At 45.7% G+C, this 25005-nt stretch carries 19 protein-coding genes and 1 riboswitch; of the genes, 18 read left to right on the forward strand and 1 reads right to left on the reverse strand.

Features of this window, described 5'->3' with window-relative positions; translation table 11 throughout:
• The first annotated feature begins 155 nt into the window (after positions 1–155).
• The 18 genes from ACWNM1_RS02260 (at position 156) to ACWNM1_RS02345 (ending at position 23305) form a co-directional block, all read left to right on the forward strand.
• On the forward strand, positions 156–896 hold the full coding sequence (locus ACWNM1_RS02260) for a YveK family protein (RefSeq protein ID WP_449599541.1): 741 nt from the start codon (positions 156–158) through the stop codon (positions 894–896).
• Positions 880–1521, forward strand: a complete 642-nt coding sequence (locus ACWNM1_RS02265; RefSeq protein ID WP_449599543.1) for a CpsD/CapB family tyrosine-protein kinase — start codon at positions 880–882, stop codon at positions 1519–1521. The genes ACWNM1_RS02260 and ACWNM1_RS02265 overlap by 17 nt, the downstream gene beginning before the upstream one ends.
• A gap of 215 nt (positions 1522–1736) precedes the next feature.
• Positions 1737–2627 carry a UTP--glucose-1-phosphate uridylyltransferase GalU gene (gene galU / locus ACWNM1_RS02270; protein ID WP_036676615.1) on the forward strand — a complete coding sequence of 297 codons (891 nt, stop codon included), beginning with the start codon at positions 1737–1739 and terminating at the stop codon, positions 2625–2627.
• Positions 2628–2657: 30 nt separating this feature from the next.
• Positions 2658–3350 carry a sugar transferase gene (locus tag ACWNM1_RS02275; RefSeq protein ID WP_449599546.1) on the forward strand — a complete coding sequence of 231 codons (693 nt, stop codon included), beginning with the start codon at positions 2658–2660 and terminating at the stop codon, positions 3348–3350.
• 25 nt (positions 3351–3375) lie between these two features.
• Complete coding sequence (locus ACWNM1_RS02280) at positions 3376–4311, forward strand: glycosyltransferase (RefSeq protein ID WP_449599548.1); 936 nt, start codon at positions 3376–3378, stop codon at positions 4309–4311.
• A 9-nt stretch (positions 4312–4320) separates the two neighbouring features.
• Entirely contained in the window at positions 4321–5667 is a 1347-nt protein-coding gene (locus tag ACWNM1_RS02285; RefSeq protein ID WP_449599550.1) for an O-antigen ligase family protein, read from the forward strand.
• Entirely contained in the window at positions 5664–6437 is a 774-nt protein-coding gene (locus ACWNM1_RS02290; RefSeq protein ID WP_449599551.1) for a WecB/TagA/CpsF family glycosyltransferase, read from the forward strand. The genes ACWNM1_RS02285 and ACWNM1_RS02290 overlap by 4 nt, the downstream gene beginning before the upstream one ends.
• Positions 6434–7912: an O-antigen ligase family protein gene (locus ACWNM1_RS02295; RefSeq protein WP_449599553.1), complete on the forward strand. Its 1479-nt coding sequence runs from the start codon at positions 6434–6436 to the stop codon at positions 7910–7912. Before ACWNM1_RS02290 ends, ACWNM1_RS02295 begins: the two co-directional genes overlap by 4 nt.
• The gene (locus tag ACWNM1_RS02300) at positions 7878–9263 is read left to right on the forward strand and encodes an oligosaccharide flippase family protein (RefSeq protein WP_449599555.1); all 1386 of its coding nucleotides are present in this window, start codon (positions 7878–7880) and stop codon (positions 9261–9263) included. The genes ACWNM1_RS02295 and ACWNM1_RS02300 overlap by 35 nt, the downstream gene beginning before the upstream one ends.
• 26 nt (positions 9264–9289) lie before the next feature.
• Entirely contained in the window at positions 9290–10147 is an 858-nt protein-coding gene (locus ACWNM1_RS02305; protein ID WP_449599557.1) for a glycosyltransferase family 2 protein, read from the forward strand.
• The gene (locus ACWNM1_RS02310) at positions 10134–11321 is read left to right on the forward strand and encodes a glycosyltransferase family 4 protein (protein WP_042185181.1); all 1188 of its coding nucleotides are present in this window, start codon (positions 10134–10136) and stop codon (positions 11319–11321) included. Before ACWNM1_RS02305 ends, ACWNM1_RS02310 begins: the two co-directional genes overlap by 14 nt.
• The gene (locus ACWNM1_RS02315; RefSeq protein ID WP_076283901.1) at positions 11321–12460 is read left to right on the forward strand and encodes a glycosyltransferase family 4 protein; all 1140 of its coding nucleotides are present in this window, start codon (positions 11321–11323) and stop codon (positions 12458–12460) included. Before ACWNM1_RS02310 ends, ACWNM1_RS02315 begins: the two co-directional genes overlap by 1 nt.
• A gap of 61 nt (positions 12461–12521) precedes the next feature.
• Positions 12522–13622, forward strand: coding sequence for a glycosyltransferase (locus ACWNM1_RS02320; protein ID WP_036676592.1), 1101 nt, complete (start codon positions 12522–12524; stop codon positions 13620–13622).
• Positions 13623–13626: 4 nt separating this feature from the next.
• Positions 13627–14967 (forward strand): UDP-glucose dehydrogenase family protein, encoded by a 1341-nt coding sequence (locus tag ACWNM1_RS02325; protein WP_449599561.1) that lies wholly within the window; start codon positions 13627–13629, stop codon positions 14965–14967.
• 751 nt (positions 14968–15718) lie between these two features.
• Positions 15719–17092, forward strand: a complete 1374-nt coding sequence (locus ACWNM1_RS02330) for a sugar phosphate nucleotidyltransferase (RefSeq protein ID WP_449599563.1) — start codon at positions 15719–15721, stop codon at positions 17090–17092.
• Between the two features lie 136 nt (positions 17093–17228).
• Positions 17229–17308, forward strand: a riboswitch (cyclic di-GMP riboswitch).
• A 12-nt stretch (positions 17309–17320) separates the two neighbouring features.
• Positions 17321–18871: a glycosyl hydrolase gene (locus tag ACWNM1_RS02335; protein WP_449599565.1), complete on the forward strand. Its 1551-nt coding sequence runs from the start codon at positions 17321–17323 to the stop codon at positions 18869–18871.
• A 156-nt stretch (positions 18872–19027) separates the two neighbouring features.
• On the forward strand, positions 19028–20548 hold the full coding sequence (locus ACWNM1_RS02340) for a glycosyl hydrolase (protein WP_449599567.1): 1521 nt from the start codon (positions 19028–19030) through the stop codon (positions 20546–20548).
• Between the two features lie 51 nt (positions 20549–20599).
• Entirely contained in the window at positions 20600–23305 is a 2706-nt protein-coding gene (locus ACWNM1_RS02345) for a discoidin domain-containing protein (RefSeq protein WP_449599568.1), read from the forward strand.
• A gap of 520 nt (positions 23306–23825) precedes the next feature.
• Here ACWNM1_RS02345 and ACWNM1_RS02350 read toward each other — a convergent pair.
• A complete protein-coding gene (locus tag ACWNM1_RS02350) occupies positions 23826–24893 on the reverse strand; it encodes a GNAT family N-acetyltransferase (RefSeq protein ID WP_449599570.1) in 1068 nt (355 codons plus the stop codon).
• Between the last annotated feature and the right edge of the window lie 112 nt (positions 24894–25005).

The raw sequence follows: 25005 nt of genomic DNA on the forward strand, positions 1-25005 counted from the left end.
CCCCCTCTTAAGGAGTACAACGTCTTACTCCAAAGTGAAGAGGAAAGTGATGGTATGAGCCATGTGGCGAATGGTGTGGATTGATAGAATTAAAGCAACAACTGAAACTTTCATGAATGCTTTCAGAATGTAATTTTAGCGGAAGGAGGGTTACTGTGGAAAAGACGATTCTGGATTACATTAACCTGATTAAAAAAAGGTTTTGGCTCATCATGGTTTTCGTTTTTATCTCCTGTGCTACGACTTACTATGTTAGCAAAAACTTCGTTGAACCCGTCTATTCCGCTTCCGGACAGCTGCTTGTCAACAACATTGCCAAAGCTCCCGAGAGCAACAATCTTAACGATTTGAGCTTTAGCCTGAATTTAATTGAGAGTTACAAGGAAATTATGAAATCACCAACCATCATGAAAAGCGTAATAGAAAATCACCCGGAGTTTGGTCTGACGGCTGATGAACTAACTCAGAAGCTTGAGATTAAAACTTCAGAGAAGAGCCAGGTGATCAACCTCAATGTTCAGGATGAAAACTACACCAAAGCTGCTGGGATCGTAAATGCGGTTTCGCAGACATTCATTCGTGAATTGCCATCGCTGATGAGGGTAGACAATGTTACCTTGCTGACACCGGCCGATCCGACTGATGTTCCAGGGCCCTCGAACGGCGGGTTTGCGATGAATCTCATCATCAGCTTTGTTGTATCGCTTATGGCTGCCCTAGGAATTATTTTGCTGATGGAAACTCTTAACGGCACATTAAGGTCTGAAAAGGAAGCGGAATATGACCTTGGTCTACCGGTAATTGCTTCGATCGCAACCATTCGTAAACGCGATTTGGGTAAGGCAGCAGGCGGCAACACAAGAGTGAAGGAGGGTGCTTATGTTGCGGCTAAATAAGATTCTGGTTACGGACGTTAATCCATCCTCGCATATTTCGGAATCGTTCCGATCGCTACGCACATATATACGCCAGCTTGGAATAGCGCAGGGTAGCGGAGGAAAAGTGCTACTCTTTACGTCAGCAGAAGCTGGAGCAGGCAAGACGACGATTTTGTCAAATCTAGCGGTGTCTTTCGTCCAGGATGGCAAGAAGGTAGCGGTGGTGGACTGCAATCTGCGACATCCCGGTCTTCATACAGTGTTTGAAGTAGAGGGAAGTGACGGGCTTGCGGCTTATTTAAGTGGGCAAGAGGAAGCGGATAACATCGCTGTCCTCGGAAATTTGGCCAATCTTTCGGTCATCCCGGCGGGTAAAACGCATGTTAGTCCGCCGGATTTGCTGGGGAACCCCAAAATGACCGCTTTGCTTGAGGAACTAAAAGAAAACTACGATCTGATCCTGCTGGATTCTCCTTCGGCAGTCGATTTCAGTGATGCTCGTATATTGGCACCTCAAGCGGACGGTGTGATCCTGGTGGCCAGATACGGAAAGTCCAAACGGGAAACGATCCGCAAAGCGAAGACGCTACTTGAACAGACCGGCTCTAATCTAATCGGAATTGCCATGAACCAGGCTAAGTAAACGTTTATGCTTTCGAAGTGAGTTTTGTACGAAGTCAAATCATTGAAGTTAATGCTCACAAAACTTAAGTTTATGCTTTCGAAGTGAGTTTTGTACGAAGTCAAATCATTGAAGTTAATGCTCACAAAACTTAAGTTTATGCTTTCGAAGTAAGTTTTGTACGAAGTAAGATCGTTGAAGCTAATGCTCACAAAACTTTTAGGAGGTAAAGTGCGATGAAAAAGGTGAAAAAAGTAATTATACCCGCGGCAGGACTAGGTACGCGCTTTCTTCCTGCAACGAAGGCCATGCCTAAAGAAATGCTTCCGATTATCAATAAACCAACCATTCAATACATTGTGGAGGAAGCTATTGCTTCCGGTATTGAAGATATCATCATTGTTACTGGTAAAGGTAAAAGAGCCATTGAGGATCATTTTGACAATGCGTTTGAGCTGGAGTCTAGGCTTCTGGAAGATGGAAAGCTGGATCTGCTTAAAGAGGTTCAACGTTCAGCCAAGGTAGAAATTCACTATATCCGCCAGAAAGAACCGAAGGGACTGGGGCATGCCGTATGGTGTGCAAGACGGTTTATCGGAGATGAGCCATTCGGTGTCATGTTAGGCGATGATATCGTCACAGGAGCCGTACCTTGCCTTAAGCAGCTGATCGATCAATATGAAGAAACACAAAACTCGGTTATCGGAGTTCAAGAGATTCCTGATGAATTCACGAATCGCTACGGTATTATTGAACCTGATTTACAGGACGGTAAATTGTATCGGGTTAACAATTTTGTAGAGAAGCCGCCACTAGGTACGGCGCCTTCCAATCTGGCAATCATGGGCCGTTATGTGTTTACTCCGAAGATCTTTAAGTATCTTGATTTGATGGAAGAAGGCGCTGGCGGAGAAATCCAATTGACAGATGCCATTCAGAAACTGAATCAGAGCGAACGGGTATATGCCTATAATTTTGACGGAACAAGATATGATGTCGGCGAACGGCTTGGATATATTTTGACAACACTTGAATTTGCACTGCAGAGCGAAGATTTGCGCTATCCGGTGATGGATGCAATGTCGGAATGGCTGAATAAAATGGGACAAACCAGCTTGAGTAGTTAAGTTGAGTTCGCAAAATTTTAGATGAGGAGGATGAGCATGCAAAAACTGCCGGAAGACTACGAGGCGGTCCTGCCGAAACTTTACATGCTGCATACCGATGAGAGAAGGAAAGAAGCAGAGTCCTATTTGATAATGAAACGGATGATCGATATCTTTTTTTCCGCTCTTGGTCTTCTCGTGTTAATGCCATTATTTGTTGTCGTGGCGATTCTGATCAAGCTGGAGGATCCGAAAGGAAAGGTGTTCTTTCGGCAAAACCGGGTTGGGAAGAATGAAAAGCAATTCCCGATGTATAAGTTCAGATCCATGGTTAGTAACGCTGAGGAGTTAAAAGAAAACCTGATGGCCTATAACGAAGTGAGCGGTGCCATGTTCAAGATTAAGAACGATCCGCGGATCACACAGATAGGGAGATTCCTGCGCAAGACGAGCATCGATGAGCTGCCTCAGCTGTGGAATGTGCTGATAGGTCAAATGAGTCTGGTCGGTCCTCGTCCTCCGCTGCCAGAAGAGGTGGCTCAGTATACGGAATATGACAAACAGCGTTTGACGGTTACACCAGGCTGTACCGGATATTGGCAAGTGAATGCCCGAAACAGTGTCGGCTTCGACGAAATGGTACAGCTGGACTTAACCTACATCCATATTCGGAGCACCAAGCTGGATCTAAAAATCATTGCTAAAACCGGACTGATGTTACTCGGTTCAAAAGATGCTTATTAATAATGTGGAAATTAGGTGAATGCCGATGCGTGAATACGGAGACGTTCCTAAGCTTTCCATTATCATCTGTACCTACAACAGAGCACCTTTATTGATCAAGACGCTTCAGTCACTTTTAAAGCTGGATCACTTAGAGCAGGCGGAGATCATTGTTGTGGATAACTGTTCCAAGGATGATACTGAAGCTTGCGTCAAAAAGTTTATAGGAAAGCATGGAGCTGATGTGGATATCCGCTACATGATGGAGCCGATGCAGGGGCTTTCAGCGGCTAGAAACACAGGAATTCTGGCTTCCAAATCGCCGCTGATTGCCTTTCTCGATGATGATGCGATACCTTGCCAGCGTTGGATAATAACGATTGTCAGTACTTTCGAGAGTAAACCGGAGGTCATGGCTATGGGAGGCAAAATCGCTCCGATATTCGAAAGTAAACGTCCGGACTGGTTGATTAAACCCTTTGAGCTTCCGTATACGATTGTTGATTTAGGTAGCCGGATTAAGGAATATCCCAAGCAACTTCATCCTTGTGGGGCCAATATGGCGATGCGGAAGCTCGTATTCGACATCAGTCTTTTTCCCCTGGATCTCGGAAGAAAGGGTGATTCTCTACTCTCCGGTGAAGAGACCTGGTTATTCGGACAGATTCAAAAAGAAGGGCATTCCATCCTCTATCATCCGGAAATGGCGGTTGACCATTTCGTTCCGGCGGCCCGTTTGACGGAAGACTGGATTATGAGGCGCTATTATAGCCAAGGTATTTCTAACGCTATGAAAAGCGAAGGGTTAAAAGGCAAGCTAATTCTAGTGGGAAAGACAGCCGCTAAGCTCGTGTATATCCTGGCTGATTCTATTCTCTCAAGGAGCAAAGGAAGAAGGCTTTTGAACAAATGCAGGCTGGAGAGTATTCGTGGAACGCTTCATATGATTCTGGGTCGGGAAAGGCATTCCGCAGCGGGGTGAGGGATTAACATGACAAATTTTGAGTGGGGCTCCAAATTAAATGTTTTGCCATACGGGATGCTCTATCTCATGTCGGCCCTGTTCTTTGGAACGGCGGTCATCTACCAGCCGATGATTGCGATAGCTGCCGTGCTTCTGATTATTTTGCTGGGAATCTCGATTTCACGGCCTGAACTGATCAGTTATTTCGTTCTAATTACGACGGCAATATCGATTAACTTTTTATATGATGGCAGCATGTTCGGAATGGAGATACTGTCCCTTTATAAATTGGTTATCGTGATGCTGCTTGTTCCTTGTATTCTGGTCAATGGTTTGCGGTTTCGTCTGAGTCACCCCTTGTGGGCAATGGTAGCGCTGCTGGTGATTACCTTTGGATCTTCGATCTGGCTACCGGAAATGACCTCATCCATTGCAGTTAAAGCTTTTATCGGTCTATCGATTCCATTCGTATTTTTATTAATCAACTGGAAAAAGAATGTAGCCGAGCTGCAAATCAAAATTATCTGTATGCTTCCCCTTGTTAGTGTAGTGGTTGGTTTGTTGCTGCAGCTTGCGCATGTTCATAATTTTCTCAACATCGAGTATACAGGCGCTGTACGGATTCAGGGGGCTAATATTCCTGCGCATCTAGCGATGCTGGCCTTTATGGGAGTAGCGATTCCATTTATAGAGGTGAAGCGGAATCCGCAGCAAGCACGCTTTTTCTATATCATGTTAGTTCTAAATTTCTTTATCTTGATTGGAACAGGAACAAGAGGGCCTATATTGGCACTTGGACTTACCGTTCTCTATTACTTCTATGATATTCTTCGCCAATATTTGAAGGGCAGAACCTATCTGCTAATTCCGTTAATGGGTGCATTTTTCCTGATTATGGTCGCCGTCTTCTGGCAGCTCGATAATTTTGAGAAACGTTCCTTTGAGAGACAGACAGATACGGCTGTTGATTTATCAGGAAGGTCAGAGGCATGGGAGTATTTTTTAAATAAGGCTGCGGACTCTCCTTGGTCTGGTAGAGGGCTTGGAGCAGTGACGGTAGCAAATGATGGAACATTGTATAAGGGTTTTGTAGTTCCACACAACGAGTATATCCGCTTTTACTTCGATGGGGGATATATTGGCGCTATTCTGTTGATGTTCTCTTTATTGGCTGTATTTATTCTGGTGTACAGAGCATTGGCTACGCCGATCAAACCTTATTATCTGTTATTTATTGCAGCGTTTTTAATTTACTCATTCTCCGATAACACGCTGTCGACGGTCCAATTTATTATTCCGTTCTGTTGGTACCTGAACTGCCTGTATCGATCTTCACAGCCAACCGATTCCCCACAAAAAGAAGTGATACGATGAGTCAAGTGAATATGTTCGATGTCAATTTTGATAACTACGATTTTATGGATTTGCTTGATTACATTGATAAAACCATTCAGGAGAGGAATCAGTCTTATATCCTCACTTGCAATGTAGATCATGTGATCAAGCTTCGAAAGGATAAAGAATTTCAAACGGTATATTCGAAGGCAGGCGCAGTTGTTGCTGACGGAATGCCACTGATCTGGGCATCCAAAATGCTAGGCAAGCCGCTTAAGCAGAAGGTATCCGGCGCGGATCTATTTAATCGATTGGGCAACGCCTTTGAGCAAAGGAAGTACCGGCTGTTCTTCTTAGGCTCAGCTGAAGGCGTGGCGGAACAGGCAGCGATGAATTTGAAAACAGCGCATCCCGGAATAAATGTGGTTGGCTGTTATTCTCCATCCTATGGATTCGAGCACAATGAGGAGGAGAATGAACGCATTATAGAAATGCTGACAGAGTGCCAGCCAGATATCGTGTTTGTTGGTGTAGGAGCGCCTAAGCAGGAAAAGTGGATTTATCGCCACTATACCTCTTATCAAGCTCCGATATCGATCGGAGTGGGAGCGACCTTTGATTTTCTGTCAGGCTCAGTGAAACGAGCACCTAGCTTCATGCAAAAAACAGGGTTCGAATGGTTCTGGCGGCTTAGCCAGGAGCCGGGCCGGCTCTGGAAAAGATATCTTGTGGACGATGCACAATTTCTACTTTTATTACTTAAGGAACTGCGTAAGCGGGATAAGGTGAAGGAAGGAGGCTTGGAATGAGTGTATTTACGCCCCCATCACTTAGGTTCATCAAGACAGCTGGATTAATAGGGGGGACTGCTGCTATAGGTGTCTCTCTTCCGCTGATCATCGGCTTCTCCAGTGCGATGCTGAGTTCATCGAACAGTCTGCAGGGAGCCATTCTCTCAGCCATCCTATTCCCGGCTTTCTTGTTAGCCATACTTAGACCGAAAATGCTCGTTGCTTATACCTTGCTAATCTGGGCGGTAGCTCCAGAGCTGCGCCGCATTGCTGACTGGTCAGAAGGAGTGTATCACTCTGTATCCTTGCTGAGCTTAGCCCCCTTGTTAACCGGTGTAACCTTGATTATTCCGCTGCTGAAGGAGATTCATAATATTCAAAAAGCCTCCACGCGGATTATGTTAATGTTCGCAGTTGCGCTGGGTTATGGTGCTTTAATCGGTTTGGCTAAGAATGGCATGGGCTCAGTTTATGACTTAGCGAATTATATTGTGCCACTGCTGTTATTGCCGTACTTTGCCGTCACGAAGTTCAAGCCGAAGGATATCGATCGATTGCTTACCGCTTTTGCCAATATTGCAGTCCTAGTTGCCATTTACGGGATTGTTCAGTATTTGACGGTGCCACCTTGGGATGTGTTCTGGATGAAACATGCGGACATGATGTCCATCGGAAATCCCTATCCATTGGAAATCCGAGTGTTTTCTACGCTGAATTCGCCCGGACCGGCTGCAACATTCTTAGCGTTTGCTTTAGTTCCGATGATACTGGAGAAAAAATGGCGGGGAACATTGCGCTGGATCGGCGTGCTGCTAGTTGTAATCTGCCTGCTGACTACTTTAGTACGTGCGGCATGGCTGATACTTCTGGTGATGCTGCTCATGTACATCGGAACATCTCCCTCTAAGGGGAAATGGAAAACTTTGATCCAATTAGTTTTTGTGGCTGCTGCGTTGTTCTGGGTTGTGCCGAAATTGCCTGGCGCCGAAGGACTGGTTGCTCGGGTAGAGACACTTTCTTCTGTTCAGGAAGATCACTCTTATAATGAACGGCTAAGCTTATGGCAAAACATGCTGCCGATGGTCGCCGCCAATCCAGTAGGTCAGGGAATCGGTAGTGTAGGCCAAGGGACTAAGCTTGGTAATGACGGCGAGCTTGGAGAGTACGGAATTATGGATAACGGAGTTATCGCCTTACTGCTCACCTTTGGTATTCTGGGTGCTGTTTTCTTCTTCGGAGCTTTAGGCGCAGTTGTCAAACAGATATTCGCTAGAGTAATCAGCAGGGACCAATTGCAGCCATACGCCCGACTTGCTCTTGCTACTTGGACCGGTGCGATAGTCAGTTTGGTATCAGATAATGGGTTTCCCGGACTCAAGGGATACTTAATCTGGATGCTGATCGGTCTTGGCCTCAGCGCAAGGGAGATCACACAAAGTAGAAGGAAGGGAACACCGTATGCAGCAGTTGAATGCAAAATCTCTCCCCGCTAGAACAATCTGGTCATCTTTTAGATTGTTCGCGAAGAGTAAGGACAACAGCTCGGCAGCCGTGAAGACAATGTTTGTCAGTGTCATGATCCTACTGATTAACATGTTAACGGGAGTACTGACCGCCCGTTATCTTGGACCGACAGGGCGTGGGGAACAGACGGCAATGATTAACTGGTCACAGTTTCTGGCCTTTAGCATGAGCTTTGGGATTCCATCAGCTCTAATCTATAACGCTAAGAAAAACCCGGATGATGCCGGAGTGCTTTATCGTATGGCATTGCTGCTGGGTATCATTTTTGGGGTCATAGCGATGATTATTGGTATCGTGGTCTTGCCTTATTGGCTGAAATCCTTCAGTCCGGAGGTCGTGACCTTTGCTCAGTGGTCTATGATTCTGTGTCCGATTATAGTGATCTCTCAAATTAACAATGCAGCTTTTCAATTCAGAGGTGAATACAAGAGGTTTAATTGGATTCGCTATCTAGTGCCGTTGCTTACACTGACGATGATCGGGATATTGATCGCGCTGGATCAGATGAATCCATTTACAACTGCAGTTGCCTATCTCCTTCCTGGAGCGCCGCTATTTATCGGAATGACGATTTCCTTGCTTCGCACCTATAAGGTGAAGATGAGAGGGGCCTTTCAGAGTTTAAAAAGATTGTTTACTTACGGACTTGGTTCCTACGGCAATGATTTGCTTGGGAATTTCTCTACTTATATCGATCAGATCGTAATTGCCGGTTTGTTAAGACCTGCTGATCTGGGGCTGTATGTAGTGGCTGTGAGTCTATCGCGAATGGTTAATTTTTTCTCAAGCTCGATTACGATCGTCTTGTTTCCTAAGGCTTCTGAGCTGTCAAAAGAACAGGCCGTTGAGTTAACATTCAAAGCCTTTCGAATAAGTACGACTTTCACCATGCTTGGCGGAGTAGTCCTGATGCTCTTAGCCCCTTTAGTAATTCCGTTGATGTACGGCAAAGACTTCAATGCTGCATTAACCGTGTTTCGCTTATTGCTCCTTGAAGTGACCATTAGCGGAGGGACGATCATTCTGGCGCAGGCCTTTATGGCGCTAGGCAAGCCGAAAATTGTTTCGATGCTTCAAGGTTTTGGCTTACTCTTGGTTATCCCAATGTTGTTCCTGCTCATCCCTAAGTTTGGCTTACTCGGAGCAGGGATAGCGATGCTGTCATCAGCAATCCTGCGATTCTTCTTCATTGTTCTCAATATAAAGTACACCTTAAAAGTTAAACTACCCCGGCTGCTCATTACCCGGGAGGACATCCAGTGGATGAAGACGACGATGAATTCTTACATTCGCAAGAAACCGATGGATATGAATGGATAATGCGAAAGACAAAGGAGGAAACCTTCATGGATTCAGTAAAAAGCGTGGTAGGCGGCCAAAATAATTATCCAATATCGGCTGTCATCATCGCTCAGGATGACGAAGTTCGAATATCTAAGGCCATACAATCCTGCAGGTTATTCGCCGAAGAGGTGATTGTGATTGACGGAGGCAGCAAAGACGGGACAGTTCAGCTTTCCGAAAGCTTGAATTGTCGTGTATACGTCAACCCATGGCCCGGATATGCGAAACAGAGGGAGTTCGGAGTAGAACGCGCGGTTCATGATTGGGTCTTCCTTATTGATACTGACGAAGTGGTCAGCGACGAGTTGGCCGAAAGTATTCTTGAACTGAAACCGGGGCTTATGGATCAATCGATTGCCTATTCTATCTACCGGGTCGGTGATTTTATGGGCAGATGGCTGGATCGTGGCGAATATCTAGTGCGCCTTTACAACCGCAAAGCGTATGGAATTCGAAACAGCTTGGTGCACGAGATGCCCGAGGTCTCTGAAGAGCAAACCATACGTTTGACAGGAACCCTCTGGCATTATGGTTACCGCAGTATTAACGATCATGTGGCACGTTTCAATAAGTATACTGACTTAGAAGCTGAAAGTGCGTATGCCAAGGGCAAACGATTTCGGGTCAGTCATCTGCTGTTAAGACCGCCAGCCCGTTTCCTGCAAAAGTATTTCTTACACGGTTTGTTCAAGAAGGGAATGTCAGGTTTCGGTGTATCCGTATTCTGGGTCATGTATGAATTCATGGTCGGCTTCAAGCATTACGAATTAATTAGGTCGGGAAAGCTGACTCAGCACAATGCGAAGACGAGTCAGACCGAGAAGGAGAATAAAGGAGAGAGAAGCTATGCCGTACAGTGACGGATTGAACATTATGACGACTGGCCTTAGCTGGCCGTCGCTACAGCCGGGTGGGCTTAACACGTATTTCAAATCCGTTTGCGAGCAACTCTCCTCACGTAATCGGGTACATGCGCTGATTTGCAGTCAAGAAACGCCTGCTACCCCTGAGGAATTGATTATTCACAATGCCGGAGATCCAAAAGATGGGATCTGGAAACGTAAGGATGCTTTCCAGCGTAAGGCGGCCGATCTGATGGGAGAGGGCAGTGGCCGTATAGATATTTTATACACTCACTTTGCTCCTTATGGTATTGGTCCAGCCCTGGAAGCAAAGAAACGCGGGATTCCTGTAGTGATGACTTTTCATGGCCCATGGAATGAAGAAATGAAAATCGAAGGTCAAGGCATTAAGCACCGGGTCAAAACAACCATCGCCAAATCCATTGAACATAGAGCCTATAAACTAGCGGATAAGTTCATCGTGCTTAGTGAGACGTTCCGGGATATTCTCCATAAGCTGCACGGAGTGCCTCTACACAAAATTATAGTGATTCCAGGAGCAGCTAATGTGGAACGTTTTATTCCCGCTACCAATCGATTGGCGATTCGCCGAAGCTTAAATTTACCTGAGGGAGCAACAACCGTGCTGACTGTCCGGCGGTTGGTCAATCGGATGGGACTACTCCAGCTGCTTGAAGCCTGGAAGCAAGTTGCGGAGCGTTTCCCAAATGCAATTCTGCTGATTGGTGGTAAAGGGCCGTTGCGGGGGGAACTGGAAGAAAAGATCGCCGACTATGGCTTAAGCAACAAGGTAAGACTGCTAGGCTACATTCCTGATCATGAACTAGCCTCTTATTATCAGGCAGCGGATATGTTCGTGGTTCCCTCACAGGCATTGGAGGGCTTTGGTTTGATTACCGTTGAAGCTTTATCTTCAGGATTGCCAGTGATGGCTACACCGATTGGCGGCAATAAGGAAATTTTGCAAGGCTTCCGGCCGGAGTTGCTATTTAAGAGTTCAAGTAGTGACCACATGGCTGAAGGGATGATCCATATGCTCAGCAATCGAAAACTGCTTCCGAGCCGGGATGAATGTAGAGAGCATGTACTGGAGAGATATACCTGGGAGCATGTTACGGATCAAGTAGAATCCGTGTTCCTACAAGCCTTAGGAGAGGAGGTGACCACGTAATGCTAAGAGTGGCTTATATAGATCACACTGCTAAATGGAGTGGTGGAGAAGTTGCCCTGTTTAACATCCTTACCCATATTGGAGAACAGATCGATCCACTGGTAATCTTGGCTGAGGATGGTGCCCTGGCTGAACGGCTACGTGAAAAAGGGATGGATGTCCGTATTATTCCGCTGGATGAGAGCATCAGAAGTCGTGGTAGAAATGCAGTCAACTTGGGAGCACCTGCTGCAGCCTTCAAGCTATTGGCTTATGGCCGCAAGCTTGCGCCGCTCTTAAAAGCGGAGAAGGTAGATTGCGTGCACACCAATTCCCTGAAATCTGCATTATACGGAGCCATCGCTGCAAAAATAGCGGGCGTTCCATTGATTTGGCACATCCGGGATCATATTGGGGCCCCTTATTTAAAACCTATCGTTGCCAAAGGCATTCGTTTGCTGTCACGCCTGCTCCCCAATGGAGTCATCGCGAATTCACATTCTACACTGAATGCTTTGGAGCTGCCGCGATCGAAAAAAACGCTGGTCGTATACTCCGCATTCGCTAAAGCGATTGGTAATGGGATCGGTATGCGGGACCAGAAGGATTTCAACGTATTGCTAGTTGGTCGATTGGCGCATTGGAAGGGTCAGCATATTGTGCTGGAAGCCGCAAAAAGCTTTAAGAACGAACCTCGTGTGAAGTTCTGGCTGGCCGGAGACGCTCTGTTTGGAGAAGAGGCTTATAAGCAGGAATTGCTTCAAAAGATAACAAACGACGAGCTTACTAATGTAAGCATGCTAGGGCATGTGGATGATATTCAAGGCCTTATGAATACTGCTGATTTACTGATTCACACTTCGGTAACTCCTGAGCCTTTTGGCCAAGTTATCGTTGAAGGAATGGCAGCGGGATTGCCGGTGATCGCCTCCAATGAAGGCGGGCCGGTAGAAATTGTAGTTCAAGGTGAGACAGGGCTACTGATAGAGCCTGGTGACGCGGCGATACTAGCAGACTCCATTAAATGGATGCTGGATCACCCAGAGGAAAGACGGCGGATGGCGGACAATGGGATGAAACGAGTGAAAGAGCATTTTGTTATCGAGAATACGGTCAAGGACATCGTTGACTACTATAAAGGTTTGTTGGCGGGCACCTGACAGATGATATGACACGGTAATTCTGAAGATGATGCTCCATAAAACTTTGAGGATGATTCACATGAAAATTGCGATAGCGCACGATTACTTAATCCAAATGGGCGGCGCGGAAAGAGTGGTGGAAGTCTTTCATCACATGTATCCCGAGGCTCCAATCTACACAACGGTTTTTAACGGAAGCCGCCTTACTGACAATCTCAAAGATGCGGATATCCGTGCCTCCTGGCTGCAAAAGATTCCGGGGGTAAAGACCAATTTTAAAGGGGTGCTGCCACTTTATCCAATGGCCATCCGTGATTTGGACTTTCGCGGTTTCGATATCGTCCTGAGTTCCAGCAGTGCTTTTATGAAAAGTATTCAAGTTCCTAAACATACGTTTCATCTTTGTTACTGCCATACGCCTATGCGCTTCGCATGGGATTATGACACCTACATGGAACGTCAATCGAATTCCGGGCTGTTCAAGAAAATGCTTAAGGTATACATGCAGCAGCTCAAAACGTGGGACCAGCGAACTTCCAAAAATGTGAATCAGTTCGTAGCCAATTCATCAGTAGTGAAGACGAGGATTCAGAATTATTATCACCGGGATGCAGATGTCATATTTCCACCGATTAATACAGCCCGGTTTACAAGCTCTTCAACCATTGGTGACTATTATTTAATTGTCTCCCGGCTTGTTTCCTACAAGCGGATTGATCTGGCAGTAGAGGCTTTTAACCGTAACGGACTTAAGCTTTATATCGTAGGGGATGGACCAGATCGCAAGCGTCTCGAAGGCATGGCTAAGGATAATGTATCGTTTCTGGGCCGGCTAGAAGATGAGCAAGTGACTGGAATGATGGCACAGTGTAGAGCGTTCATTTTTCCAGGAGAAGAGGACTTTGGAATTACACCGCTGGAAGCGAACGCTGCAGGAAGACCGGTAATTGCTTATCAAGCAGGTGGGGCACTGGATACTATTATTCCTTATGTAAATGGTGTGTTCTTTCAGCATCAAGAAGTGGAGGATCTGCTTAAGGCTATTTATGAGGTAGAGTCCTACGCTTGGGATATCGATCAAATCATGGAGCATGCACGTAAATTCGATGAGCAGGCGTTTATGGTTAAGTTCAAGCAGTATGTTGAGCAGGCGTATGTCAATTTTCTAAAAGGAGGATGATTATATGAAGCTGACAGTAATCGGTACTGGGTATGTGGGTCTTGTATCTGGCGTGTGCTTTGCACTGGGCGGACATCATGTCATCTGTGTGGATAAGGACGAGGAAAAGATTAAGAAGCTGAAACAGATGGAATCGCCCATCTATGAGCCGGGAATCGAGGAACTGATTGAACTGAATCTTCGTGAGGAACGGTTATCTTTTTCTGCAGATCTTCAAGCGTCGGTGCGCCATTCAGATATTATCATTCTTGCTGTAGGTACGCCATCATTGCCTAACGGTGAAGCTGACTTAACCTACATTGAGGGTGCAGCTGCTGAAATCGCTAAAGCGATGGAAGGGCACAAGATTATAATGACTAAATCTACAGTTCCTGTAGGGACAAATGAGAAAATCTCCAAAATGCTCTCTAAGTTTACCCATCATTCTTTTGATATCGTGTCTGCTCCCGAGTTTTTACGTGAAGGGTCAGCGATTCGCGATACCCTCCATCCCGACAGAATTGTCATTGGTCTTGATAATCCAGAGTTGGAACCAACCATGCGCGAGCTTCATAAGGGTTTCACAGAAAATGTATTTGTAACAGATATACGCAGTGCTGAAATGATCAAATATGCTTCGAATGCATTTTTGGCCACGAAGATCTCCTTTATTAATGAGATCGCCAATATTTGTGAAAAAGTGGGAGCTGATGTAACCGAGGTAGCACAAGGAATGGGTATGGACCAAAGAATCGGGTCATCCTTCCTGCAGGCTGGTATCGGTTATGGAGGCTCCTGTTTCCCGAAAGACACTAATGCGCTCATTCAAATTGCGGGCAACGTCGATTACGAATTCAAATTATTGAAATCTGTAGTAGAAGTGAACAAGGGACAACGGTTTATGATCATCTCCAAGCTGCATGAATCACTTGGCAGCCTTCGCGGTTCGACGATTGGGATATGGGGGCTTGCTTTTAAGCCGAACACTGATGATGTCCGCGAAGCTCCCGCCAGAGAGATTGTTGAGGCACTGGTGGCTGAAGGAGCAACGGTCAAACTATATGATCCAATCGCAGCTACAAATTTCAGGCAGCAATATGATCATCCGCAGCTTCGCTGGTGCAATCTGCCAGAGGAAGCGGCTGAGGGCAGCGATGCCGTATGCCTCCTGACTGATTGGAGCCTACTCAAGGAGGTTGATCTGCATCAGCTGGCGAAAAGCATGCGCAATGGGGTGCTGATCGATGGACGCAATGTGTATTCCAAGGAGCAAATCGAGGGTACCGGCCTCGTTTATCATTCTGTCGGTCGCCCGCAGATGGGTGGATTGAGTGGTTATTCTGCTAGTGTGGCTGGAGCGGTTTAATCTATATATATTGAACTTGAGATTTTTGTGTTAAGTGTCAGTCGCAACTGCGGTGAATGTTTGGACTTCCAGCCGCTGTTGTCTGCAGATTTCCTGATTCTAACCGCTAATAGCGGTAGAAATCCGCAGACAAAGGCGGACGCTATCGCTGCTCCAGTTCCAAAATTCTCTTCCGCCACTTCGTTCCCTTATTTTAAGGTTCTAAGCAATTTATAAAGTTAGGTACTCTGATTATATACCGCAGTAGCAGTAGCATTTGTAGTTGTCATTGCCATTGTCATTGTCTCTGTCTCTGTGGTGGCAACTAGTCTTGCTCTTGTAGTTGCAGTTGTTCTTGCAGTTGTTCTTGCAGTTGCAGCTGCCTCCCCCGGAGCAGAAGCAAATCTTTTGAAAAACGTGCTTGCTTCCGGCTGGTACAGCCCGGTGCGCACGGATCAAGTATTAAGAAGAAGTTGGTTAGGTTAAGAACGGAAAGGGAATTTGGAACTGTAGAAACGGAGTGTTCGCCCGAAAGATTTCCGTAGGAAAGCTAGCTTCGAAAGCATATGCTATCCTCGGATTTCTACCGCTAGAAGCGGTTCAATAAGGAAATCTGAGGATAACAGCGATAGGAAGTCCAAAATCCCTTGGAGTGGTTTCTACCTAACAAATTTTTTTAGTGCATCTGCTCGAAATAAGGCTAAGTGGAAGCTGACGTTTTGAAAACAATTCAAATATGCTCGATTTCCATAATTCAAGGAGGGTTCATTCTATGAAAATGGTACTTCTATCAGGCGGTTCAGGTAAACGGTTATGGCCGTTGTCCAACGACTCACGTTCAAAGCAATTTCTAAAGGTACTTGAAAGCCCTCAAGGTGAACCAGAATCCATGGTACAACGTGTCTGGAGACAGCTGGAGGAAGCGGGGATGGCAGAATCATCTTATCTGGCCACCGGCCGCGGCCAAGTAGAAATGATACAAAGCCAACTGGGAAGTCATGTGCCAATTATCGTTGAACCGGAGCGTCGGGATACTTTTCCGGCTATCGCCTTAACAGCTACCTATCTTTATTCAGTGGCAGGTGTTTCTCCAGCAGAGACGGTAGCAATATTGCCTGTTGACCCTTATGTAGAAGCATCCTTTTTCGATACCATAGCTATGCTTGAGGGGATCATGCTGGAAAGTGGAGCAAATCTGGCACTAATGGGTGTTGTTCCTGAACATGCCTCAGAGAAATACGGATATATTATTCCTACCACCGAAGAGGCGGGGGGAAATGGTTTTATGAAGGTGAGTCACTTTCAAGAGAAACCAGACCGTATACAAGCAGAACAGCTCATCGAGCAAAATGCATTGTGGAATTGTGGAGTGTTTGCCTTCCGCTTAGGGTACTTGTTAGATATTTTGCAGCGTAAAGGGTTGCCTTTAGGATATGAAGAATTGCAGAAGCAGTATAAGCTATTGTCTTCCATCAGCTTTGATTATGAAGTGGTGGAGAAAGAAGAACATATTGTAGTACAGCCGTATGATGGATTCTGGAAGGATCTTGGAACGTGGAATACGCTGACAGAGGAAATGAGCAGCAAGCATGTAGGAAAAGGTTTTGTAACGGCGGATTCTGAGGGGACTTGCTTGATTAATGAGCTGGATATTCCGATTACGGTAATTGGTGCGAAGGATCTGATCATTGCGGCTAGCCCGGATGGGATTCTAGTTACCCATAAAGCTGAGAGCCCACGGATTAAAGAAGTGCTGAAGACCTTTGAACAAAGACCGATGTACGAGGAACGCCGCTGGGGTCATTACAAAGTTATTGATTATGTGAAATATGATGAAGGCAATGAAGTGCTGACCAAACGGATTTTTATATCTGAGGGGAATAATATCAGCTATCAATTACATCGCAAGCGTAGTGAAATATGGACAATCGTCAGCGGAGAAGCAAGTATTGTGCTGAATGAGAAAAAACATAATGTGAAGGCTGGGGACGTGGTACGTATACCGGAAGGAACGAAACACGCGATCCTTGCTTTGACGGATGTCGAGTTTATAGAGGTACAGACGGGTTCTGAATTAGTAGAAGAAGATAACATTCGTATTACTTTAGACTGGAATGATATAGAACTACAACAATTCATTTCATAGGTCTAACCTATCTATTTAACCAATCCAAAATTTCTTGAAACAGGTAAATTGACTCAATTATCAAAAAAAGTCATAAAAACACTAAATATATCATTAATTGTCGTCGATACTTACGGTAAGAGAGATTATTTCTCTTAAATTGAAAAGGCAAACCTATCGAAAGGTAGGGACGCAAAGCTATAGGGCCTTCGAAAGAGTGGCAGCCTGGCTACCGAAAGGGAGATTATTTTGAAAGCTTACCGTACGTATCGATTATTTGGCGCATTTCTGTCACTCGTCTTGTTTCTGACTGCACTTCCGCTTACTGTTGGAATTTCGCCGTCTGTTGTCATAGCTGCTTCAAATTCTGGAACGCCAGTTACCCCAGGAGCCTCACCTGAAGCCGTAAAGCTGCTTAACTATTTTTACTCAATTTCAGGAAAAGGTATTATTGCTGGCCAACACGACTATTTAGAAAGTCCAGATGAAATTAACAATATGCTGAAGGGAACCAGCGGACAATATGCGGCTCTTCATGGTTATGAACTGGGCGCGATCAGCGGTCAGTCAGACGGAACGATGGCCTGGCAGCGTCAAAATGTGGTGAACAGCGCCATCAACTGGAATAAAGCGGGCGGGATTGTAGCTATGACTTTTCATGCTAACCTGCCGGGCACCTCTTATGACTGGGATAATGTGAAAAAAACACTTAGTCAGAATGAGTTCAATAGTTACGTTACACCGGGTACCAAGCAATATAACAGTCTGATCGCTGAACTTGATAAGGTGGCAGTCTCTTTAAAAAGCTTGCGCGATGCCAATGTTCCGGTGCTTTGGAGACCCTATCATGAAATGAACGGAAACTGGTTCTGGTGGGGGAAGAAAAATAACTTTTCTAAACTTTGGAATATTATGTATGACCGTTTTGTTAACGTTCATAAATTAAATAATTTGTTATGGGTATGGAGTCCGAATGCTCCGAATGTTTGGTCAGATCCTTATGCGTTAACTTATCCAGGAGCAGATAAAGTAGATATTCTGGCAGCAGATATATACGAAAATGATTACCAGCAAAAATACTATGACAGCTTGTTGACTCTAGCCGCTGGCAAACCGATTGCGATCGGGGAGAATGGTGAAATGCCAAATCTGGAGAAGCTTCAGCAAACACAAAGTAAATGGACGTATATGATGAGCTGGGGAAAAATGCTTTACGAGAATAACAGTACAGATACAATCAAAACATTTATGAATAGCAACTATACCCTGACTAGAGATAAATTAAATGATAGCTTGGCACCCACGCCTAGCGCAGCACCAGTGCCGGCACCTCCCGAAGAAGAGGGTGAGGCAGCAATTCCTCTTGCGAAGGGGCTTGCAGGTGAATATTATAACAACATCCAGCTGTCGGGAGCAGCAGCTCTTACTAGAACTGATGCAATTATCGATTTCAATTGGCGGCAAGGATCGCCGGATGCCACCCTCGGGATTGATCGTTTCTCCATACGTTGGAGCGGTAAAATTAAGCCATTATATGATGAGCAATATACATTTTACACTACCTCAGATGATGGCATCCGAGTGTGGGTGAATGGGCAATCCGTGATTGATAGTTGGACTAAGCAAAGTGGTACTGAGCGTAAGGGGAATATAACGCTGAAGGCTGGCCAGCTATACGATATCAAGGTGGAGTATTACGAGAATGAAGGCGATGCGAGAGTCCGCTTGATGTGGGAAAGTGCTAGTCAAGCTAAAGAGACAGTTCCAGCAAGTGCCCTTTTTCTTCCGGATGTCTCCTGATTGATGAAAATTAAAGGTCGATCCTTAGTGGCTCTGCGTTATTGTTGCAGAGCTACTAAGCTATAGTCCTCATTAGGTCAGAAGACGATTGTCCGATAACAGGTATGTTTATTTAGCACCTGTGGAGGCAGTACAGCTACCGAAAGGAGGATTTATTTGCGTAAATATTATAAGCAAAACAGATTGTTGTTTACTATATTACCGGTGTTTATTATTTTTTCCTTGCTGCCTTGGGGAGAGGTTAAGAGTCTTCCGAAGGCTATGAGTGTTTCTTCCTCTCTTCCTCCGGCTATACCAAGCAATCCATCAGCTTCTGAAGAAGCCAAGCAACTGCTGAGTAATTTGGTGAATCTACGTGGCAAAGGAATCCTGTCTGGCCAGCATGATTATCTAGAAAGTCCAGATGAACTGGTTCATAAGCTGAAGAATACATCGGGACAAAATGCCGTTCTACATGGTTATGAATTGGGGGCAATTAATAATCAACCCAAAGGGACGATCGCAGAACAGCGACAAGCTGTTTTAGACAGTGCAATTGAGTGGCATCAAGAGGGTGGCATTGTAGCCATGACATTCCATCAGAGTTTGCCGGGGACTTCTCCGGAATGGTCCAATGTAAACAGAAGTCTCAGTCAAGAGAAGTTTAATGCTTATGTTACGCCTGGGACGGCTCAGTATAAGAGTCTAATCTCTGATCTAGACGAGATCGCGGGCTATTTGGGACAACTGCGTGATGCCGGAGTTCCAGTCTTATGGCGACCATACCATGAAATGAACGGCGGTTGGTTTTGGTGGGGGAAAAAGGACAATTTTTCAGCGCTTTGGAATATTGTCTATGATCGTTTTGTAAACACACACAAGCTAAATAATCTACTGTGGGTGTGGAATCCAAATGCGCCGAATGAATGGGCAGATCCTTATGCTGCATATTACCCCGCTTCGGATAAAGTCGATGTTCTGGCTGCGGATATCTACAATAACGATTATAAGCAGTCCTACTATGAGGATCTGCTCACACTGGGCGAAGGTAAACCTATCGGAATCGGGGAGAGTGGACAGCTGCCGAACCCGGATGTATTAACTGAGAAACAAAATAAATGGGTCTATATGATGACTTGGGGAAAATTACTAACAGAAAATAATACGCTACAGTCAATTAAAAGCTTTATGAATGACTCGTTTATAGTATCGAGAGAGGATTACGTTCTCACAACAGGAGGCCCTTCGATAGCACCGGTAATCCCGGTAACCCTAGCGGGTTTAACTGGAGAATACTATAACAATACTGATTTAGAGGGAGAAGCGGTACTTATCCGCGATGATCGTAAGATTGATTTTAATTGGCATGGCGGGTCACCTGCACAGGAGATAGATGAAGATCATTTTTCTGTTCGCTGGAAAGGGAAGCTCAAACCCAAATTCAGTGAAAAATATACGATTTCGGCATCCTCTGATGATGGAGTCCGTGTCTGGATTGACGGAAAGCTGATCATCGATAATTGGAAAAATCAAAGTGCAACCCTTCATAAAGGAAGTATCCCGCTCACAGCCGGAACACTTTATGATATCCAAATTGAATATTATGAGAATGAAGGAGATGCTAATCTTCGCTTGCTGTGGGAGAGTTCCAGCCAGAAGCAGCAGGTGATTCCACAAGGGGCATTGTTCCTTCCTTAATCTAATGAAATGATAGGGCTAGACATTCCGGAAGAAAGAGAGGACCTATGGATGGGAATAACGAGGAGAATATCTAATAGAAAAAATAGGATAACTGCAAACAAACCATTACTGTTATTACTGAAATTCACCGCATTAACCGTCTTGTTTCTGTTGTCTGTCTCTGTTTTCGGAACGAATAAGACGAACGATTATAAGGTAGGTGCCAATATACCAAGATTAGCTACAGGAAGTGATGTTGCAGCAGAAATACCGGATGGTACTGTGATCTGGAATCTGGGACAACATGATGGCTCAACAGCTGAGTTCGCTGCGAGTGGCACTTCTGGCAGTAAGAAGGTATTTAATGTTCCTTCTTCAGCGCTCAAATCATCGGCTCTTCAGAGCTTGCCTGCAGGCTTGAATGGAAAGACCCAGCCGGAATTAACGATCACCTATCAGCTAAATAAGATCCCGGAGAATGGGGTCTTATTTAGCGTAGGAATTCTGGATGCTTATAAATCCGTGCCACAAATGAGTGTGTTTTCCAATCATCAATTGTCAGGGATCATTCAAATTGCGGGCGTATCGGGCACAGAAAGTGAATATAGCTTTCAAAAATCCTATGAATTATACATTCCCAAGGAGCAATTGAAGCTGGGAACGAACGAATTGAAGCTGCAAACGGTTCGATGTTTATATTGCAGTGACAAAGAAGACGAATATTCCTGGTGGACTTGGGATAATCTCCGTTTAGAATCTCTTAACGCTCCAATTTCCGAGCCTATTCATGGCAGCTATACACTGACCGGAACAGTAGTGAATAATAAGCAGTTTTACTTTGATGAAGGCGCGGTTACGCACTTGCCTTATGTTATCAAATGGCTAGGGATGGCTTATAGCGGCAATGTGATGCGTACCAGCTGTGCTAGTGATGTCGGGAGATCCTGCTCAGATATGCTGGAATATTACAAGGTATTGCAGGATTACAACATGCAGGCGGTTGCTCTGTATTTGCATACTGGTGATATTAAGCTTAAGGCAGATGGATCGTTGCCTGCTGATGCGGAGAAAAAGCTGACAGATTATTTTGAACAATATAGCCCTTATTTTCAATATTATGAGGTAGATAATGAGCCAGGGTTATTCAATCGTTCTAAGGCAGTTAACTTGGCGATTGCGGACTGGTTGAATAAAAAGGGTAAGCAAATCGCGCCCCATTTACAAACTGTTGCTCCGGGCTGGGCGTATTGGCCGAGCTACAGTGAAGATTCCTGTGGTAATCAGAAGGGAACTGGGAAGGAATGTGGAGATCCGGATGGCTGGGAACGTGATCCAGAGCAACGTATGGAGCTGGAGAAGGTTACGGATTTGACCAATGGACATTCCTACGGCGACTCTTATATTTTTAGTAATGGAGGAAGCTTTACTGAGAATTTGAAGACCTTCACTGGCGCAGACAATGGACTAGGCAAAAAAATGCTGACCACTGAATTTGGTACCTCGGACAGTCATGTGGATGCCTATCAATACGGGGCAACGGAGCGGACAGCAGCTGTATTCGACCGGATCATGCGTGCACATATTGGTTATGCGGATATGTTTGTGCAGCATGCTGCTTTTTTTAAGGATTTCAGTTTATTCAAATACGGGTTTAATTTAGAAGAGCATGATCCGGCAACCACAGAGATTTATTATACAAAAGAAAATGAGGATTCACGTGTCAGCATCATGAGAAGGCTCAGTCTTGCCTATGCTACACATGGCGCTCCATTAACTTACCAAGTTGCAAACAAAGATGTGTTAGCCGACAAGCTGGTATATGTTCGGGCCGTGGATACTTCTACATTGAAGCCTCTTGCGGGAAGTGGAGCGACCTCAAATAAGGTGCTGGTTAATTTTGTTAACTTTGAGTCTACTCCACAGACCGTGAGTGTAAATGTGACTATGCCGAAAAACGGGGTGTATGAAGGGGAACGTTTTGGAAACGGGGATACGTATGAAAAAGCAAGAAGTTATGTAACAGGTAAAAAGGCTACTCCCACGTTAACCTTTACGGAGACACTTGCTCCGGGAGAGGCTGTGCAGTATATTTTGCAGCCTTCCACTGAAGTAAAGCCGTCGGCACCTAAAGGATTCAAAGCCGAAGCAACAAAAGGTTTAGCTGTAAAATTAAATTGGTTGGAGGCACCAGGAGCAAGCTATGAGCTGCTTTGCGCTGAAGGTAGCGGTGGGGAAATGAAAGTGATCGCTACTGATGTGAAGCTTACAGAATACACGGATCATAATTTACGTGAAGGGACGTTATATACCTACGCGGTAAGGGTATCCGGCTCTAATTTACTGTCCGATAAAGTTCAGATTACAGCCACCGGACTGGTTCCTCTGGATCGGACAAAGTGGAAGGTATCCTCAAATGTGAATACGGCAGCATCAGCTCCGAGTCTGGCCATCGATGGGGATCGGCGCACTCGCTGGGATACGGGGAAACATCAGGCTTCTGGAGAGTATTTTCAGATTGATCTGAGTGGAGTACATGAAATTGAAAGTATAGATCTGGACAGTACGTTATCACCTTTTGATTATCCAAGAGACTATGTAGTTTATATTTCTGACGATGCTCAAAACTGGAACAAACTCACGTCTGGAAAAGGTACGAAAGAGCTTACTAAGATATCCTTTTCTAAAGTAAAGACGAGGTATATCAAAATTGTACAGACCGGTTCCGGCGGGAATTATTGGTCCATTCAAGAGCTGCAGGTGTATTCCAGAGAATAAGGGTATCATTTGAATTTATATAATCGTTTGTAGCGCTACTAAATAACTGTGAGATAGATCTACAATTGAATAGGGAATTCTTCCCTATAAATTTTGTGTTTTAGGGTTAAACAGGTGGAATATAGGGAATTTCTCCCTGTATTCCAGCGGATATCGCCGTCTTTTAGAAAATCCTTCGTATTATAGGGAGAAATTCCGCATAACTGGGCAATTGTGAGGAAATTATCCTAAATAGAGGGAGTTTTTCCCCATAAAACTCCCTCCCCAACGCCCCATCACAATTTCTTAGACTGAGTGCAGAAGGTGGGGGAGTTTTGGATATGAAATTTTGCAAAATGTACAACAATGATTGCCTCGTACACTCCAATGATAAGTTAACAGAGGCTTATTCACCCGCGATGGTGATTTTGCTCATAGATCAGAATGTATATGTTCCACGGCATATATTATCTTTCTCTTTCTCGCAGAAACGGAAGCCGTCCTTAATAGGACGGCTTCCGTTTATTCTTGTTTAAATCCGTTAAATGAAACGAAGTCCAGACATATACGGCAAAGGAATTGTCTCTGATTCCCCCGAGGAATCAGAGGTGTGAAGCGGGCTCGCTGGATCAAAGAGCAGCGAGATCAGCTCCTTGTCGTCCTGCACGGACGACAAGTCGAGGCCCTTGCGGCAGCCTTCGGTCTGCCGCAAAAGCGCTGCCCGGTCTGCGATGCAGACCGTTCCGCTGTTCGCGCCGGCGCTTAAGCTGGCGCCGGCATCCCGCAGGAGCGCGAGCAGGCTGCGCTCCTGCCACGGCACAGGCACTTGCAGCGTGCCCACGCCGCCGCACAAAGCTGCCTTGGCCAGCAACGCCGCGACCGCGCTCGGCTGGCCGGCCCATTCCACCGCCGTCGCCGCGCTCGGCGCTGGCACTTCCGCCGCCGCGGGCACAGCCACCGCGGCGAACCCCTCAATGCTGCCGTCCCGGACGGCTACGAGTGTGCGCTGGGCTAAGCCCAGCACACCTGCGTAAGCCTCGGCACCCAGCAGCAGCGCCAGCTCACCCGGACTGTACACCTGTCCGGCTTCGCGTTCATTCAGCAGCCGGTTGACGGCGAAGAAGTCGCCCGGCTGCATAGGCCGCAGCGTCCATTCTTCCCCTGCTGCGGCTGCAAGTGCCTGAGCTGAGCATGTGTTCAGCTCGGCAAATTGCGTACCTCCGAACGGTACGCACCCCGCTCGGGTGTATAGCGAACGATCACCCGAGACAAAAATCAGCGATGCCTCGGCCTCGGCAGCATGACTCTGGCATAGCTGTAGAAGTTGGCCCGCCAGTCCTTGGCCCCGAAAAGCGGGATCGGTGCAGACAGCACCTATGGAGAATACATTCAGGAAAGCATCTCCAGTCTTGATCGTGGAGGGAACGAGCCCCATGAAAGCAGCAACCGTTCCGTCATCGGCAATAGCCGCGTAGGAATGGCTGAGTCCAGGGCGGAAAATAAGTGGAAACAGTTCTTTCATTGAAGTGGCACCCGGTTCACGAAAGACAGAATCTGCGAGCAGAGCCGCTTGGTCTAGCTCCGCAGGTTTAATTAATCTCAATTGCATAACATTCAACCTCCTATATGTACACACGATGGGGAGAAAGCATTTACATAAAGTATAAGGCCCGGGGAATGAAATCTCCAATCTTGTTTATATTATTCAATGTCTCAAAAGG

Source organism: Paenibacillus sp. Marseille-Q9583 (genome assembly GCF_976954365.1).